General features: G+C 39.8%; 20 protein-coding genes and 1 pseudogene. 5 read left to right on the top strand and 16 right to left on the bottom strand.

Translation table 11 applies throughout. The features are described 5' to 3' along the window. Window positions 1–100 precede the first annotated feature (100 nt). From hypA to K1I44_RS12140, 8 genes and pseudogenes are all read right to left on the bottom strand, one after another. Window positions 101–447, bottom strand: a pseudogene (gene hypA, locus K1I44_RS12175) (hydrogenase maturation nickel metallochaperone HypA). Further along, window positions 440–859 carry a 2Fe-2S ferredoxin gene (locus tag K1I44_RS12170; protein ID WP_219986291.1) on the bottom strand — a complete coding sequence of 140 codons (420 nt, stop codon included), beginning with the start codon at window positions 857–859 and terminating at the stop codon, window positions 440–442. The pseudogene hypA and the gene K1I44_RS12170 overlap by 8 nt, the downstream one beginning before the upstream one ends. Beyond that, the gene (locus K1I44_RS12165) at window positions 856–1,332 is read right to left on the bottom strand and encodes a HyaD/HybD family hydrogenase maturation endopeptidase (RefSeq protein WP_003397241.1); all 477 of its coding nucleotides are present in this window, start codon (window positions 1,330–1,332) and stop codon (window positions 856–858) included. Before K1I44_RS12165 ends, K1I44_RS12170 begins: the two co-directional genes overlap by 4 nt. After that, on the bottom strand, window positions 1,322–2,098 hold the full coding sequence (gene cybH / locus K1I44_RS12160) for a Ni/Fe-hydrogenase, b-type cytochrome subunit (RefSeq protein ID WP_003397242.1): 777 nt from the start codon (window positions 2,096–2,098) through the stop codon (window positions 1,322–1,324). Before cybH ends, K1I44_RS12165 begins: the two co-directional genes overlap by 11 nt. Before the next feature lie 11 nt (window positions 2,099–2,109). Further along, window positions 2,110–3,831 (bottom strand): nickel-dependent hydrogenase large subunit, encoded by a 1,722-nt coding sequence (locus K1I44_RS12155; RefSeq protein ID WP_219986290.1) that lies wholly within the window; start codon window positions 3,829–3,831, stop codon window positions 2,110–2,112. 2 nt (window positions 3,832–3,833) lie between these two features. Further along, window positions 3,834–4,904 (bottom strand): hydrogenase small subunit, encoded by a 1,071-nt coding sequence (locus K1I44_RS12150; RefSeq protein ID WP_219986289.1) that lies wholly within the window; start codon window positions 4,902–4,904, stop codon window positions 3,834–3,836. Between the two features lie 160 nt (window positions 4,905–5,064). Next, window positions 5,065–5,784 carry a twin-arginine translocase subunit TatC gene (gene tatC / locus K1I44_RS12145; protein WP_003397247.1) on the bottom strand — a complete coding sequence of 240 codons (720 nt, stop codon included), beginning with the start codon at window positions 5,782–5,784 and terminating at the stop codon, window positions 5,065–5,067. An 88-nt stretch (window positions 5,785–5,872) separates the two neighbouring features. Further along, entirely contained in the window at window positions 5,873–6,067 is a 195-nt protein-coding gene (locus K1I44_RS12140; RefSeq protein ID WP_003397248.1) for a twin-arginine translocase TatA/TatE family subunit, read from the bottom strand. Between the two features lie 91 nt (window positions 6,068–6,158). On the opposite strand from K1I44_RS12140, the gene K1I44_RS12135 reads away from it, so the two are divergent. Further along, on the top strand, window positions 6,159–6,524 hold the full coding sequence (locus K1I44_RS12135) for a GIY-YIG nuclease family protein (RefSeq protein ID WP_219986288.1): 366 nt from the start codon (window positions 6,159–6,161) through the stop codon (window positions 6,522–6,524). 21 nt (window positions 6,525–6,545) lie between these two features. Here K1I44_RS12135 and K1I44_RS12130 read toward each other — a convergent pair whose 3' ends face one another. From K1I44_RS12130 to K1I44_RS12115, 4 genes are all read right to left on the bottom strand, one after another. After that, window positions 6,546–7,760 carry a dicarboxylate/amino acid:cation symporter gene (locus K1I44_RS12130; protein WP_219986293.1) on the bottom strand — a complete coding sequence of 405 codons (1,215 nt, stop codon included), beginning with the start codon at window positions 7,758–7,760 and terminating at the stop codon, window positions 6,546–6,548. 199 nt (window positions 7,761–7,959) lie between these two features. Further along, complete coding sequence (locus K1I44_RS12125) at window positions 7,960–8,091, bottom strand: YuzL family protein (protein ID WP_021094785.1); 132 nt, start codon at window positions 8,089–8,091, stop codon at window positions 7,960–7,962. A gap of 34 nt (window positions 8,092–8,125) precedes the next feature. Continuing rightward, window positions 8,126–8,902: a class I SAM-dependent methyltransferase gene (locus K1I44_RS12120; RefSeq protein WP_219986287.1), complete on the bottom strand. Its 777-nt coding sequence runs from the start codon at window positions 8,900–8,902 to the stop codon at window positions 8,126–8,128. A 40-nt stretch (window positions 8,903–8,942) separates the two neighbouring features. Further along, window positions 8,943–9,377: a BrxA/BrxB family bacilliredoxin gene (locus K1I44_RS12115; protein ID WP_219986286.1), complete on the bottom strand. Its 435-nt coding sequence runs from the start codon at window positions 9,375–9,377 to the stop codon at window positions 8,943–8,945. Between the two features lie 144 nt (window positions 9,378–9,521). Between K1I44_RS12115 and metA the strand changes: the two genes are divergently transcribed. Together metA and K1I44_RS12105 are read left to right on the top strand one after the other, a co-directional pair. Beyond that, window positions 9,522–10,430, top strand: coding sequence for a homoserine O-acetyltransferase MetA (gene metA, locus K1I44_RS12110; protein ID WP_003397254.1), 909 nt, complete (start codon window positions 9,522–9,524; stop codon window positions 10,428–10,430). A gap of 91 nt (window positions 10,431–10,521) precedes the next feature. After that, window positions 10,522–12,024, top strand: a complete 1,503-nt coding sequence (locus K1I44_RS12105) for an MDR family MFS transporter (protein ID WP_219986285.1) — start codon at window positions 10,522–10,524, stop codon at window positions 12,022–12,024. A gap of 9 nt (window positions 12,025–12,033) precedes the next feature. On the opposite strand, the gene K1I44_RS12100 is transcribed toward K1I44_RS12105, so the two are convergent. Beyond that, window positions 12,034–12,708 (bottom strand): class I SAM-dependent methyltransferase, encoded by a 675-nt coding sequence (locus tag K1I44_RS12100; RefSeq protein ID WP_219986284.1) that lies wholly within the window; start codon window positions 12,706–12,708, stop codon window positions 12,034–12,036. Window positions 12,709–12,772: 64 nt separating this feature from the next. Here K1I44_RS12100 and K1I44_RS15410 point away from each other — a divergent pair, with 64 nt between their 5' ends. After that, window positions 12,773–12,907 (top strand): hypothetical protein, encoded by a 135-nt coding sequence (locus K1I44_RS15410; protein WP_003397258.1) that lies wholly within the window; start codon window positions 12,773–12,775, stop codon window positions 12,905–12,907. Window positions 12,908–12,930: 23 nt separating this feature from the next. On the opposite strand, the gene K1I44_RS12095 is transcribed toward K1I44_RS15410, so the two are convergent. The 3 genes from K1I44_RS12095 to K1I44_RS12085 form a co-directional block, all read right to left on the bottom strand. Beyond that, window positions 12,931–13,086 (bottom strand): hypothetical protein, encoded by a 156-nt coding sequence (locus K1I44_RS12095; RefSeq protein ID WP_219986294.1) that lies wholly within the window; start codon window positions 13,084–13,086, stop codon window positions 12,931–12,933. A 39-nt stretch (window positions 13,087–13,125) separates the two neighbouring features. Further along, complete coding sequence (rraA, locus tag K1I44_RS12090; RefSeq protein WP_003397259.1) at window positions 13,126–13,602, bottom strand: ribonuclease E activity regulator RraA; 477 nt, start codon at window positions 13,600–13,602, stop codon at window positions 13,126–13,128. Window positions 13,603–13,667: 65 nt separating this feature from the next. Beyond that, complete coding sequence (locus tag K1I44_RS12085; RefSeq protein WP_219986283.1) at window positions 13,668–14,168, bottom strand: metal-dependent hydrolase; 501 nt, start codon at window positions 14,166–14,168, stop codon at window positions 13,668–13,670. 165 nt (window positions 14,169–14,333) lie between these two features. On the opposite strand from K1I44_RS12085, the gene K1I44_RS12080 reads away from it, so the two are divergent. Further along, a complete protein-coding gene (locus tag K1I44_RS12080) occupies window positions 14,334–15,437 on the top strand; it encodes an acyltransferase (RefSeq protein ID WP_003397261.1) in 1,104 nt (367 codons plus the stop codon). Window positions 15,438–15,503 lie beyond the last annotated feature (66 nt).

Below are 15,503 nucleotides of genomic sequence, written 5' to 3'. Positions count from 1 at the left end.
GATCATTTGTGATTTTCAGACGTTTCATGCCAATTCCGCTCCTTTTGTATAGAAATATTTAGGAGCAGTATAGCCATGAAAAAAGGTGTTCATACAGAAGTCATGGTTTTAAGGTGCATGTATATAGAATGCGAAATGTTTCCCCTGCTACAATGTTTCCGCTCGGAAGCAAGCATGTTGGACATTGCGTAATTTTTGTAGCTGGTTCATATTCTTTTCCGCAAATTGCACAAATTGCTCTCGCTCTTTCCATATGAATAACCAATTCAGCATCTGCCGATCCGCTTGCACTTTATACACATCAAATGCAAACTGTAATGCATCTGGAAGCACATTGCTTAACGTACCAACTAACAACTCCACTTTTTTTACTTGTTTCATCTCTTTGCTTCGAGCGTCTTGCTCAATTAAATGAACGATTTCTCCCATCAACGCCATCTCATGCATACGAATCCCCTTCTATTTGCACATACCATTCATCTCCTTCTTGTTTTGTTTGGAGAATTGGCATATGCAACGTTCCTTCTTGTGACAATACGTACCATTCACGATCACAGTACAAGCAAATGAAACGATGATCTTGCTCAATATAATGTGGCATCACGTGACAGTGCGAACAAAACGCCTTTCTTACATGTAATGTTCCGCCATGTTTATAAACGACAATCGGAATGCGGGCAACGGTTTTCATTTCAACGCCATGTACATCGTCGCACGGGCCAATGGAATGCCACGTGCGATGACTAAAAAACAATGTTTTCACTTTTTCCACCTCATCTTCTAATAGCGGGGCAGAAGCTTCTTTCACCGTTTCCATTAAACTATTGCGCATCATCTTTAAAAATTGGAGACGATTCATGGAGTGTGACACCACTCTTCTATTTGACGCACAACTCGCTCGACAACATATGGAAGTTGTGCTTGCACAATTGGAGATAAATCTAAACCAAGAACTAGGGAGGCAGGTTGAACCCCGAATAACACCATTTGTTTTGGAATGGTTTGGCGTAGTTTCGCAGCTAATAACACTTCTTGAAAACCAAGTTGATGAATGGACATTTTCATTCCAAAATAAGCTGGAATTTCATCATCGACTAATGTAATAATCGTTCCCGCTTCTTTTCCTGCATTGACAGCATCGACTACCACTAAATACTCCGTCTCTTCGATTGTTCCAAGTAGCCGCATTCCATCGGTCGAACCCTCCACTACTTCAACATCTTCGTATTGTGCAAGTCTTTCTTCCAGTAATGGCAAAATATGAATACCAACACCTTCGTCAGAATACAATAAGTTCCCAATTCCGAGAACGGTTATTTTTTTATTTTTCATCGTGTTCACCTAATGCTTCTTTTTTTCTCTCTATTTTATAGCCAGTAAAAATGGATGACATCGTTCCATTCCGTTGCAAGTAGTCTTCACGAAATGCCATGTACACGTGTACAACAGTAAAAATGATAAATCCCCATGCAACGAGATGATGCCACGAACGAACAGAATAGCTATCGCCGCCAAATAAATGGGCAACCCACATAAACATTTTTCCGTAAATGGACTCAGGTTGTGGCTCGAATAATAAATAATATCCTGTAAGCATCATAATAATTGAGCCTAATCCAATGAAAATCCAATAGCTTAATTGAGCGAGCGGATTATGTCCGATATAATGTTTTTTGTTATTTTTCATAAATAAGTAATATTTGATAGTTTCAAATGCTTCTTTCCAAAAAGAAAGTCGAAATGGGTTCGACGTCGCATGTTCGTTTCCTTTGTATACCCAATACCAACGAACAGCTAAATTAATAGTAAAAAGGAAAGCAACGAAGAAGTGAATATAACGTGCCCACCCCATCAAAAACGAGTAATACGCTTCTTCTTGAATGGAGGCAGACACGAACGGGCGGCCGATAAACACGCCCGTAATCATTAAAACTATGATAGAAAAAGCATTAATCCAATGAAAAATACGAACAGGTAATTCCCATACGTACACTTTCACCATGTGATCATTTAGCTCAATACGTTTTGCTTTCCGCGATCGCTTCCAAATGACTTCCGTCTGTTTTTGTTCAATTTTTGGATTTGTCGGGACTGACATACACTCCCCTCCTACCCAATACGAATATGCGTTGTTTGTTTCGATTCAAGATCGGTTAAATGAACCGCACATGCTAAACATGGATCGAACGAATGGATGATGCGCAAAATCTCTAACGGCTTTTCTTTATCAAGCAATGGCGTTCCCTTTAAAGACGCTTCATACGCACCAATTTGCCCTTTATGGTCACGCGGTGAAGCATTCCATGTCGTTGGAACGACGGCTTGATAGTTTTTCGTTTTCCCATCTTCAATTTCAATCCAATGGCCTAACGCACCACGTGGCGCCTCCATCCATCCTACTCCTTTCGCTCGCTTAGGCCACGTGCTTGGCTCCCATTTTGTCCGATCGAATGTAATTTGATTTCCGTTGCGAATATTCGCAAGCAATGCGTCCATATCATCGCGCATCCATTTGGCAACGAGAATAGACTCAAGCCCACGCGCTACTGTACGTCCGAGTGCCGAGCTCATCGCTTCAAGTGGCCAACTCAATTTCTTTAATGTATCATCTACTAATCCAACAAACTCATCTTTCTTTAACGCATAGCCAACTAGCATGCGCGCAAGTGGTCCTGTTTCCATCGGATGCTCTTTCCATCTTGGAGATTTTAGCCAACTATATTTTTCATCTGTATTTAATGTTTTAAACGGTGGTTTTGGCCCTGTATAACGGAGTGATGTTTCTCCCTCCCACGGATGTTTGCCACCTCCCCCCTCTTTCCCATCATATGTGTACCACGAATGATCAATAAATTCTTTTACTTGTTCTGGATCTTTCGGATCGACATCAAGCACTTCGTTTAAATTACCATTTAAAATAACACCACGTGGGAAACGATATAAATGCACATCCCGAATATCACCTGTCGAAAAATCCCCATAACATAAATAGTTATTTAATCCTCCGCCATATGTCCAATCTTTATAAAACGAACCAATCGCCAATAAATCGGGAATGTAAACATGGTTTACAAACTCTACTGCCTGATCAATAATTTGCGAAACATGCATAAGACGCTCTGCGTGAATTGCATTATCACTATTTATATCAATTGGAGTGGCCATTCCGCCGACAACATAATGAGGATGCGGGTTTTTCCCCCCGAAAATGGTATGAATTTTAACAATTTCCTTTTGCCAATCAAGCGCTTCTAAATAGTGGGCAACAGCAAGCAAGTTCACCTCAGGCGGTAACTTATACGCTGGATGCCCCCAATAGCCGTTTGCAAAAATGCCGAGTTGTCCACTATCCACAACTTTTTGTACCTTCATTTGAATCTCTTTAAAATAACCTGGTGACGATTTTGGCCAATTGGAGAGAGACTGAGCAATGCGGCTCGTTTCGTTCGGATCGGCTTTCAGAGCGCTTAATACATCAATCCAATCGAATGCATGTAAATGATAAAAATGAACGACATGGTCATGTAAAAAAACTGCAGCATTCATAATGTCACGGATAAGATGAGCATTTTTTGGAATTTTAATATCCAGCGCATCTTCAACGGATCGGATAGAAGCTAAAGCATGTGTAGTTGTGCAAACACCGCAAATGCGCTGCACATACGCCCAAACGTCCCTTGGATCACGATCGCGCACGATTAACTCAATACCGCGGACCGCTGTTCCTGAACTAAACGCCTCTTGAATAACACCTCTCTCGTCAATATCTACTTCAATGCGTAAATGACCTTCAATTCGCGTGACTGGGTCGACAACAATACGCTCTGTCATCTTTATTCACCTCGATCATGATATTCATCTTTTTTCTTCAACGCTGTGACAGCAGCGTGAGCAGCAACGCCTGCAGCCGTTATACCGACAGCAATCGCTCCGACTGTTTCTGGATTAATCGTTGTTTGAGAAGCAGGGATTTTCGCACGACGAACAAAGAAAGGACCGTTATCCCAAAATCCTTTTTCAGAGCAACCAATACACGGATTTCCAGATTGAATCGGGTAGCTCACTCCTCCGTTCCAACGCATCTCTGCACAGGAGTTATATGTTGTCGGTCCTTTGCACCCTACTTTGTATAAGCAATATCCTTGTCTTGCTCCTTCGTCGTCAAACGATTCCGCAAATAATCCCGCATCAAAATATGCGCGACGATTACATTTATCATGAATACGATGACGATAAAACGCTTTCGGTCTGCCGAGATGATCAAGCTCTGGAAGTCTACCGAACGTAATCATATGGGCAACCACTCCCGTCATCACTTCTGCGATCGGTGGACACCCGGGTACTAAGATGATCGGTTTATCTTTCACGAAATATGTAATCGGCTTAGCTTTTGTCGGATTCGGATATGCAGCAGGAATTCCGCCCCACGACGAACAGCTTCCATATGCAATAATCGCTTTTGCTCCTTTAGCAGCGCGAAGAAACGTCTCTTTTGCCGACACGCCACCGACAGTTAAAAACGCATCATCTGTTGGCAAACTTCCTTCTACCGCAAGTATGTATTCCCCCGAATAATGTTCCAGAACATGTTCAAGTGCGGCTTCAATTTGATGGCCTGAAGCAGCAGAAAGCGCTTCTGAATACTCGAGAGAAATCATGTTGAAAAGCACGCTTTCCACTTTTGGATGCGTAGAGCGAATAAATGATTCAGAACAACCTGTACAGTCTTGAAACTGTAGCCAAATGACTGGGACGCGGTAGTTTTTTTCCATTGCCGCAACAACTTGATCGGTTTGCGAAAAATCTAATCCCATTGTCGCCGCCAGTGCTGTACACATTTTTAAAAAATCGCGTCTCGTAAGGCCGCGATCAAGCACTTCTTCCAAAATCGTCTTTCTCTTCACATAGCTCCTCCCCTTTACATGATAACGTTTACAATTGATTATATATCATTATTTACCTTTATATTATTTTCGTGGGATAAATGTAACAAAATGTTCTTAAATATATTAGCAACATGAAAATAGTTTTTATTATAATAAACGGGTAAATAAAAAGCGCCTTCTATTCTGAAGACGCTTCTTGTTCAACCTGTTTTTCTTTCCGTTTATACACAAACTTTGAGATAGATATACTCACCTCATACAATAACAGCAACGGAATAGTTACTAAAAAGTCAGAGATAAAATCTGGTGGCGTAATAGTTACTGCAATAATAACTAATATAAAGTATGCATATTTTCTCATTTTTTGTAACGCATATGGATTAATTATACCGATGCTTGTTAAAAACATAACGATAATGGGTAGTTCAAACAATACAGCAAAAGGAACCGTCATGTTCAACATAAAGCGAAAATATTTTTCTGTTGTAAACATAGTTGCAAACAAATCTTCCCCGAGACTCATTAAAAAGTGAAACACCATCGGCAATACGACAAAGTAGCCAAAACATAGCCCGAGTACAAATAACAAAAATGTAGCAGGAATATACGATAATGTAACTTTCCGTTCTCTCGGAGTAAGGGCAGGTTTAACAAACATCCATATTTGCCAAACAAGTACTGGAATCGTCATCGTAATCGCGAATACGCCAGCTAACATGACATATACCCATAAAATATCAGTAGGACCTAAAATGGTTAATTTTACATCTAAATCAGCAATAAGCCAGCGATATAAATCTTGAACAAAAATAAATCCTACAATAAAAAATAAAATAAGCGCTCCAACAACAATAAAAATTCTCTTGCGCAATTCTTCTAAATGTTCAACTAACGTCATCTCTTTATCTTCATATCGTTGCTTTTCTTCCACGAGCGTAAACACCAACCTTTTTCCATGTTAAAAACGGCAACACATCGTTGCCGCTTTATGATTTACGCGTTTCTTTCTTTTCGTCGAGCTCCTCTAATACTTCGTCACGCAATCCCTTTGTAGATTTTTTAAATTCACGTAATGTTTCACCAAAAGCCCGTCCGATCTCAGGCAATTTTTTCGGTCCAAAAATGACAAGAGCGATGACAAGAATTAAAATTAAACCAGGTAAACCTATGTTCGAAAGCATAACGTCATCTCCTTTTTTTATACATACGCTTCTTTTATTGTAGTGCTAACATTTTCATTTTTCAATGACAAATTTTCGAGAGGTGGAAAAAATGTTCAACAAGCAGCATACCGTTTATGCGATTTTCTTTGCAATCGATAACAACGCCATCGTTGAGATTGGGAAACTAGGTACGTTTTTATTTCCAAAGGGAAACTATATTTATGTAGGGAGCGCTAAACGAAACATGCAATCGCGTATTCAACGTCACATACAGGTAGAAAAAAGAAAGCGATGGCACATCGATTACATTCGACCGTACGGTGAGATCACACACATCCAAACATATTCCCCTGAACTTAGTGAATGCGCACGTGCCCAACAGCTTTTTCAACAATATAATGGGCAATGGATCGTGAAAAAATTTGGTTCATCTGACTGCCGCTGTCCTTCCCATCTCATTTATTATAAACAATAAAACGAGGGGGATCTCCCTCGTTTAGTTCGCTTTCTCATATTTTTCTTCTGATTTTGCAACAATGACTGCACATGCAGCATCTCCAGTAATATTTACAACCGTTCTCGTCATATCAAGTAGTCGATCAACCCCTAAAATAAGCGCAATTCCTTCAACAGGTAGACCAACTGATGTTAACACCATAGAAAGCATAATTAATCCAACACCTGGCACTCCTGCTGTGCCAATGCTTGCAAGCGTTGCTGTTAAAACAACTGTCAATAAATCACCGAATGTCAAATCAACACCATATACTTGTGCGATAAACATCGTTGCCACACCTTGCATAATGGCTGTTCCATCCATGTTAATTGTCGCCCCAAGCGGTTGCACAAAACCGCTAATGCTTTTTGGAACATTTAAGTTTTTTTGCGCTGTTTCCATTGATACTGGCAATGTAGCATTACTGCTTGATGTACTAAATGCAACAACCATCGCCGGAGAAAATCCTTTAATAAACGCGATCGGGTTCATTTTTCCAAGCATCCATACCGCTGTGCCGTACACTGCAAAGAAATGAATAAATAGCGCTAATAACACAGCAAACATATATTTTCCCATCGCTGTAATCGCATCCAATCCTTGTCCACCGATCGCGATAGTAATTAATGCAAAAGCCCCATACGGAGCAAGCTTCATGACCCACTCTACCAAGTACATGAAAATATCGTTGGCTTGCTCTACAATAACTCGTACTTGTTTCACTCGATCACCAAGGCGAGCGATGGCCATGCCAACAAGCATCGCAAAAACAATAACTTGCAACATATTCCCTTCCACCATCGCTTGGAATGGATTAGTCGGAACAATATTTAACAATGTATCTACAACAGGTGGAGCTTCTTTCTTTTCAAACGATGCCCCTTCTAAATTAAAGTTTCCTTCTCCTGGACGAATGACAGATCCTAATGTTAAAGCAATAATAAGTGCAAGGGAAGTAGTAACTAAAAAGAATGAGATTGTTTTCATACCGATGCGGCCGAGTTTTTTCGGATCTCCAACACCAGCTGCACCTAAAATTAATGAAACAAGCACGATCGGAACAACAAGAAGCTTAATTAAGTTGATAAATATCGTTCCAAGCGGATGAAGTACATATGTTTTTGCGAGGTCAAACCATTCTATTGGAAGAGCTAAGTTGAAAACGAGTCCAACGATAATTCCTGCAAACATTCCTAGTAAAATTTTTTTCGTCATTGACACATCCACACCTCCATCAATTTTTGCGTCTTTTGCTGTAGAACGTATTCAACTTCGTTCGGGAAAAGGGTTAAAGGAGAGGACCCATTCAATTGTAAATTTTTTTTAAGATTGTAAAGAAAAAATGAATATAATTGTTAGAAAAGTAGTTGAATTTCTTTTTTTACAAAAAAAACTACCACGATCATGTGGTAGTTTACATGCGCTTTGTTTTTTTGCGACTCGAATCTACTTCAATGTTTCCTGTTTCATGTTCAGTCGTACCTTGTCCTTTGATCTCTGGTGAACTTAATCCTGTTTTCGAAGCATCTTTTTTTCGTTTCCCCATTTCATTCACCTCCTACTGTCTTATTTTGCGTCATTTATGAAAGTTCAATCGTACCAAAATGAAATTTTGCCGTTTTTCTTCGATAAACGAAAAAATGAAATTGCTCAAAACGTGAACTTTGCCAATGATCTTTTAGTACAACTCGTTGTCGAGCTACTCGTTTCGCTTGTTCGATATCTTCTGCTGTAACATTCGTATATAGCGCTGCCTGTTTTAATCCCCTTACTCCATCGGCTTCATCAATACTTACTTCAAACATCGGATCCAAATAAACAACATCATATGATTGATCATCACATTGCGCTAAAAAAGAGCGAAAATCCGCATGATGTACATCAATTCGTCGCATCGCTTCATTCAGTTCAACGACATCACTTTCCCAATGACGCAACCCTTGCTTTGTTAGGTAAGCGATATGTGCACTCCCTTCAATTCCCACCACTTTTCCTTCCTCACCAACAACTAAGCTAGCGATTATGCTATCAGCTGCTAATCCAAGCGTACAATCTAAAAACGTCATCCCTCGTTGTAATTTCGTCGCTTGTAAAAATGGTTCACTTTCACCTTTTAAAATACGCTTTGCGCGAAAAGAAGCGGAGTTTGGATGAAAAAATAACGGTTCTTGTCCGTGTGGGAAATGAATTTCTAGCCTTTCTTTTCCAACGACAAGAATCGGTTCGTGTATTTGTTGTTGAATCGAAGCAATGGATCGTTTTCGACGTGGTATATATGAAATTTGTAATTCCAACGCAATTTGCCTCGCTTTTTCAATCATCTGTTCATTTGTTCTGCCAGCTGTCGTCACAATCATACGTTCACCTCAAAAGAAAAAGGATGTCAATCGGACACCCTTAACAATGTTTTTCAAACGCTTGCATAATATTTTGCATAATACTTTCAATGGAATTTGCTTCAATATCGTGGCGTGGAATAAAATGGACGACTTCTTTTCCCTTTAACAATGCCATCGATGGTGAAGAAGGTTCAATGCCTACAAAATACTCCCGCATTTTAGCCGTCGCTTCTCGATCTTGCCCTGCAAATACGGTCACGAGGTGAGTTGGTTTCTTTTCGCTCATTTGTACAGCCTGAATGGCTGCTGGGCGCGCAAGCCCCGCTGCACAACCACAAACGGAATTAATGACAACGAACGTCGTCCCTTCCACTTGTTCCATAAATTGTTCAACTTCTTCACTCGTACGTAACTCTGTAAATCCACCATTGACTAATTCATCACGCATCGGTTGCACTACTTGACGCATATATTCTTCATATGACATAAACATACGTATATCCCTCCAAATCATTCTTGCTTTTACAAGAATACAACAATGTCAATAGAAAAATCAATAAAATAAAAAACATTGAATAATTTTCTAAAAATTTTTATAATGATTGTATTTATATGATGTGAAATGGAGGTTGACGACATGCCAATTAATATTCCACGCGATCTTCCTGCAAAAGAAATACTAGAACAAGAAAATATTTTTGTTATGGATGAGGAGCGTGCCTATTCTCAAGACATTCGGCCGTTAAATATTATCATTCTAAACTTAATGCCACAAAAGGAAAAGGCGGAAACACAACTGTTGCGGTTACTCGGAAACTCACCGTTGCAAGTTCATGTAACTTTCTTGCGCCCGGAGACACATGAAGCAAAAACAACATCGAAACACCATCTCGATCAATTTTATACGACATTTCAACATGTTCAACATAGAAAATATGATGGTATGATCATTACTGGAGCACCGGTAGAACACTTGCCATTTGAACAAGTTGATTATTGGGATGAGCTGACTAAAATCATGGAATGGACAAAGACGAACGTTACATCAACGTTACATATTTGTTGGGGTGCACAAGCAGGTATGTACTATCATTACGGAATCCCTAAGTATAACTTACCACAAAAATGTTTCGGTGTATTCGACCATATGCTAGAACAAAAGCACATCAAGTTAACTCGTGGATTTGACGACATTCACAAAATTCCGCACTCACGCCATACGGATGTTAAACGTGAACATATTGAGGCTGTCTCAGAGTTGACGATTCTATCTTCATCTGAAGAAGCAGGCGTTTGTCTTGTCGTTTCAAATGACGGAAAACAAGTGTTTTTAACAGGGCACCCAGAGTATGATGCTACAACGCTAAAAGAAGAATATGAACGTGATGTGGCTAAAGGGTTGGATATACAAATTCCAAAATATTATTTTCCACATAACGACCCGAATAAGCAACCGTATAACACATGGCGTTCTCATGCTAACTTACTGTTTGTCAACTGGCTCAACTATTATGTGTATCAAGAGACACCTTATGTGTGGGAGTAAGCTTTCGCTTTATGGCGAGGGCTTTTTTATTTGTAAGTATGTAAAAAAAGAATATAATGTTTTGTATACATAGCGAAAGGAGGAAAGAAAGGTGGTTATTGAAGGTCGACACATCTCTCTCATTGTATTAGGGTTGCTATTAGCTATCTTTATGGCGGCGATGGATAATACGATTGTGGCGACGGCAATTGGTACAATCGTCGCTGACTTAGGGGGCGTCGATCAATTTGTATGGGTCACGTCTGCTTACATGGTTACGGTTATGGCTGGTATGCCTATTTTCGGAAAATTATCCGATATGTATGGAAGAAAACGATTTTTTCTTTTTGGACTCATTGTTTTTCTCATCGGCTCCGCTTTGTGTGGTTTAGCTCAAAACATCGTCCAGCTCAGCATTTTTCGTGCAATCCAAGGAGTTGGTGGAGGGGCACTCATGCCGATCGCGTTTACGATTGTATTCGACGTGTTTCCACCAGAAAAACGTGGAAAAATGACCGGACTTCTCGGAGCGGTATTTGGTATGTCGAGCGTATTAGGCCCATTACTCGGCGCGTATATTACGGACTACTTAAGTTGGCATTGGGTATTTTATGTTAACGTACCGATCGGTCTCGTATCCATTATTTTGATCGCTCGCTACTATAAAGAGTCGACACAACATGCTAAACAAGTCATTGACTGGTACGGGGCTTTGACACTCGTCGTTGCCGTTGTTAGTTTAATGTTTGCGTTAGATCTAGGCGGAAAGCATTACGAGTGGAGTTCTATTCCAATTATTTGTTTATTTACAGTTAGTACCGTTTTCTTCATCGCTTTTTTGTACGTAGAGACAAAAGCAAAAGAGCCGATTATCTCATTCGTTTTATTTAAACGGCGTACATTTGCGATCGCACAGCTATTAGCTTTTTTATACGGAGCGACATTCGTTATTTTAACTGTCTTTATTCCTATATTCGTACAAGCGGTATATGGCGGAACGGCTAAAAATGCGGGTCTTATTTTAATGCCAATGATGCTTGGTTCCGTTGTGGGAAGTTCGACAGCTGGAATTTCCCAAACGAAGACATCATATCGGAACATTATGTTTGTTTCAATTATCGCCTATTTTTGTGGAATGCTTTTTCTTAGCCTTATGACGCCAGAAACGTCAAAGCTTTGGTTAACCATTTACATGGCGATAGCTGGATTTGGGGTTGGATTTTCTTTTTCACTTTTGCCATCGGCGTCCATGCACAATTTAGAGCCCCGTTTCCGTGGGACAGCGAATTCAACAAATTCATTTTTTCGTTCGCTCGGCATGACAATTGGTATAACCATTTTCGGAACGATTCAATCAAATAAGCTAGCTGCTGAATTACGCGAATCATTCGGTACGAATACGACAACATTTTCGCTAGATCCACATGCGCTGTTTGAAACAGGAGCACGGGCTCAAATGCCACCGAACGTGCTGCAAAAAATTGTCGATGCGATGGCTTCGTCAATTACATTTTCATTTTCTATTGCATTAATTCCGATTGCTCTTAGTGGGATAGCTATTTTCTTCATGGGAAACGAAAAATTAGAAGTTCAACAAAAAGGTAGGGGACAATGATACGTCTCCCTACCTTTTTTGCAACATAAATAACCACATAAAAGAAACGGCCTGTTTTAACTCTGTCGGTAAATGTCGGACGATAGAATTATCAATTTCGCGCTTATACACCCCTTCTCCAGCAACAACTGTAAAACCATTTTCAGTAGCTAGCCGTTCAAACTCCCATGGCATCATCGTATTGCAAATCACCGCCTCATCATATAAGCGGCGATAGCTATTTACTCGCGGGGCAGCTGTCGGTCCAAGGATACCTACACAAACATATGCATTTGCTTTTAACACACGCCGCACTTCTTCAAGCGCAGCAAGCGGACGTTCAGTCCATTCAAAGCAGTTAATAATCATTGCACCTGTAAACGTTTCATCTGGAAAAGGCAAATTCATAATATCTGCTTGTTGAAAATGGAGATGTTCATGATGTCTTTTCTTTTTTGCCAATTCAATCATTTCGCTTGATAAATCTAAGCCGATCACTCGGTACCCTTCTTTACACAACTTGTATGATCCATATCCGTCACCGCAACCAATATCTGCAACATATCCTTCTTTAGGAATGTATGTTTTAACAAACGGAATAATCGTTTTTCGACTTCCCTGCTCCCACATGTCCTCGCTACTTTGATGCCACCACTCCGCGCGCTCATCCCACTGTTTCTCCGCCTCTTTATGCCACGTACGCATAACTCCACCCCTTTTTGAAAAAATAAACATGTTACGTTTATTGTAGCAGAAAGGAGCGAGAAACATGACAAAAAAAGTGAATCAAGGAAGCGAAAATCAAAATGCCCCAACACAACATGGGAAGTTGCACGGACATACCGGAGACAATAGTAAAGGACGGAAGCAAAACAAAAGTCAAAACGATAAAACCGACCATTAAAAAAGTCGGGCGATTAGCCCGACTCACTCTTCTTGTTTACTGACGCGAATGGCAGGTGTATTGTTGCCGACATAAAACGGGACAACTTCTTCAGGTTGATGCTCGTAAAAATATCGATTGATCTCTTGTTCAGCAAATGCTACCTCGTCTTCTATCATCGTTCGTTTTTTATCCATCATCTACTCCCCCTTTAGACGATAGGATAACCGAAAAAATGGCTATTCATGTAATGAATCATCTGAAACGATCACACCATCTTCATCAACATATACGTATGTACCCGGCTTCCACTCAATATCGCCAAAATGTACAATTGTATCTCGCATCCCTTTTCCTTCTTTTTTACTTTTGCGTGGGCATGTCCCAAGCGCAAGTACGCCAATTGGCATATTCCCTATTTCTTTTGAATCACGAATGCACCCATGTACAATAATGCCAGCCAATTGACGGTCACATGCAATTTGTGCAAGCCGATCTCCAACAAGGGCGCACTTGTTTGAACCTTTGCCATCCACAACGACGACGCTTCCTGCCGGTGCCGTTTCTAGCGCTTCCCGAACAAGAACGTTATCATCACATACATCGACGGTTGTAATTCGTCCATAAAACGTTGCTTTCCCACCGTAATTTCGGAATGAAAGAGAGCAAACACGGACACTTTCTCCATATTGATCACACAAATCTGCCGTTTTCATCCCCATCCCCCACTTTTGTCAATCTCATCATAATAATAGTCAATCTATTCTAAAAAATCAATAAATTAAAATGGGAAGATCGAGTTACTATCTTCAATCGCACCATTTGTTAGAAAATAAATGAACAAAACAAGAAAGCAATAAAAAAGGAGTGTTTCCAAAAAGCTAGACGTACGATATGTTATCACAAACCGATATCTTTTTTTAGAAAATGGCCATAGTAACGGAACACCTTGACTTGAACAATAGTCGGCTAAAACATGAAACGCATATCCAAGACATAACCCGAGCGTAAAAGGAGAAAAATGTTGCAATAATAAAACGATAGTGATAGCCCCCCATGCTAGTAATGAATGGGTAAACCCCCGATGACCAAACGCCTTATTCACCTGCTTGGCAACTCCAAACGAGCGACGACCGATGTATGAGTTAGGCTCATCAATATCTGGAAGCAAGCTCCCGAGCGTCAGCCCAGCTGCATAGGCGATTGTAAATGAAACAGGAGTGTACGCAGCAATCCCGGTTCCAATCGCTAATGATGAAACAATATGAGTATGATAACGCATCGTTTTTCCCTTCCTTTTGTAAACGTTTTATATAATATTCGTTATTAATATTCATGAATTCGAGACGGTTTTTTCAATAAATGTTCACCGCTCCAGCCAACTTTGTGAAACTATTAGCATTATACTAATATATGAACAAACTGACAAATAAAGCTGGTGAGGAAAATGAAAAAGAGTACACCCGCAGAATTAACCGTTATGAAAAGTTTAGCATTTTTAGCTGTTGTTTTTCAAAGCGCGTTACTATACGTAATGAATTATCGTTCCCCTCATCCAGAGGAAGCGATTATGATTGGAATGCTGTTTCATTTCGTCAAATTTTCTGCTCCTGTGTTCGTGTTTTTAGTAGGATTTCATATTGTTCAACATACTGTCATCGACTATCGTCAATACGTATTACACAAATGGAAAGAACTTGTTGTTCCATATGTGACGTGGTCGTTTATTTATGTTATATTGTTTTCTAGTCATCTACACGTAATCGATGTGATGAAACAACTGTTGCTTGGGGAGGCAGCCTCTCATTTATGGTACGTCGTCATGATCATGCAATTTCATTTGCTTATCGTCATCATCATTCCATTTTTTTATTGGATTGATCAAAAGAAGTATTGGAAATTATTTATTATCATTAGTGCCATGATTTACATTGGTTTTATTACATTCATTTTTCCAATTGTTCAAAGCACGTCATATATACATTATATCGATCGTACGTTTTTAGCTTATTTCTTTTATTTTGGCCTAGGCGGCATGGTTGCGTACACGCTCCCAACATGGCGGAAATTCGTCATTCGAGTTATTCCACTTAACACATTTTTGTTTTTATCACTTTTTATCTTTGTTAGTTATGAGCTGTTTACATCACAAGGCATCTTTTCTATCGATTTAACGATGATTACGTATTTAAAGCCTTCGATGGTGTTGTATGTCACATCAGAAATTTTCTTGCTATACGCTTTATCGATTACCATTGTGCAAACAAAATCTCGATTGTATACGGCGTTACGTTTCATTAGTCGATATACGTATGGGGCATATATTGCACATATGTTTTTCTTATACGTGTTTGCACCGATCATTCCGACAACGATGTATTCGATGTTGCAAGCTATTATATTATTTACAATCACAACAATCGTTTCCGTTGGCGTTTGCTATATTATACATGCTACACCACTTAGCTTGCTGTTTATCGGTCAAGCGCGTGAACATCGGACTATTTCTATCCTATCGCTATCGAAATCTAAAAAAAGTGTCCCAAGTTAACATTTGGGATGCTTTTTTATTTTGTTCACACAAACCACTTCTTATTTCAAACATATAATGATTGAA

Source organism: Anoxybacillus sp. ST4 (assembly GCF_019448545.1).
In the GTDB taxonomy this organism is placed as follows: domain Bacteria; phylum Bacillota; class Bacilli; order Bacillales; family Anoxybacillaceae; genus Anoxybacillus; species Anoxybacillus pushchinoensis.
The sequence above is the reverse complement of the archived record's forward strand: the minus strand, read 5'-3'. Positions and strand labels throughout refer to the sequence as shown.

Excerpts from the sequence above, each read along its gene's own strand:
- K1I44_RS12085 (WP_219986283.1), bottom strand. The coding sequence starts at position 14,168 with ATGCGTTATCATACTCATATTGTTTCATCATTAGCGATTGGAACCGGG.
- K1I44_RS12115 (WP_219986286.1), bottom strand. The coding sequence starts at position 9,377 with ATGTTTATGTCATATGAAGAATATATGCGTCAAGTAGTGCAACCGATG.
- K1I44_RS12140 (WP_003397248.1), bottom strand. The coding sequence starts at position 6,067 with ATGCTTTCGAACATAGGTTTACCTGGTTTAATTTTAATTCTTGTCATC.
- K1I44_RS12120 (WP_219986287.1), bottom strand. The coding sequence starts at position 8,902 with ATGATTGTGACGACAGCTGGCAGAACAAATGAACAGATGATTGAAAAA.
- K1I44_RS15410 (WP_003397258.1), top strand. The coding sequence starts at position 12,773 with ATGACAAAAAAAGTGAATCAAGGAAGCGAAAATCAAAATGCCCCAACA.
- K1I44_RS12080 (WP_003397261.1), top strand. The coding sequence starts at position 14,334 with ATGAAAAAGAGTACACCCGCAGAATTAACCGTTATGAAAAGTTTAGCA.
- K1I44_RS12095 (WP_219986294.1), bottom strand. The coding sequence starts at position 13,086 with ATGATGGATAAAAAACGAACGATGATAGAAGACGAGGTAGCATTTGCT.
- cybH (WP_003397242.1), bottom strand. The coding sequence starts at position 2,098 with ATGTCAGTCCCGACAAATCCAAAAATTGAACAAAAACAGACGGAAGTC.
- tatC (WP_003397247.1), bottom strand. The coding sequence starts at position 5,784 with ATGACGTTAGTTGAACATTTAGAAGAATTGCGCAAGAGAATTTTTATT.
- K1I44_RS12100 (WP_219986284.1), bottom strand. The coding sequence starts at position 12,708 with ATGCGTACGTGGCATAAAGAGGCGGAGAAACAGTGGGATGAGCGCGCG.
- metA (WP_003397254.1), top strand. The coding sequence starts at position 9,522 with ATGCCAATTAATATTCCACGCGATCTTCCTGCAAAAGAAATACTAGAA.
- rraA (WP_003397259.1), bottom strand. The coding sequence starts at position 13,602 with ATGAAAACGGCAGATTTGTGTGATCAATATGGAGAAAGTGTCCGTGTT.
- K1I44_RS12170 (WP_219986291.1), bottom strand. The coding sequence starts at position 859 with ATGAATCGTCTCCAATTTTTAAAGATGATGCGCAATAGTTTAATGGAA.
- K1I44_RS12125 (WP_021094785.1), bottom strand. The coding sequence starts at position 8,091 with ATGGGGAAACGAAAAAAAGATGCTTCGAAAACAGGATTAAGTTCACCA.
- K1I44_RS12130 (WP_219986293.1), bottom strand. The coding sequence starts at position 7,760 with ATGACGAAAAAAATTTTACTAGGAATGTTTGCAGGAATTATCGTTGGA.
- K1I44_RS12155 (WP_219986290.1), bottom strand. The coding sequence starts at position 3,831 with ATGACAGAGCGTATTGTTGTCGACCCAGTCACGCGAATTGAAGGTCAT.
- K1I44_RS12165 (WP_003397241.1), bottom strand. The coding sequence starts at position 1,332 with ATGAAAAATAAAAAAATAACCGTTCTCGGAATTGGGAACTTATTGTAT.
- K1I44_RS12135 (WP_219986288.1), top strand. The coding sequence starts at position 6,159 with ATGTTCAACAAGCAGCATACCGTTTATGCGATTTTCTTTGCAATCGAT.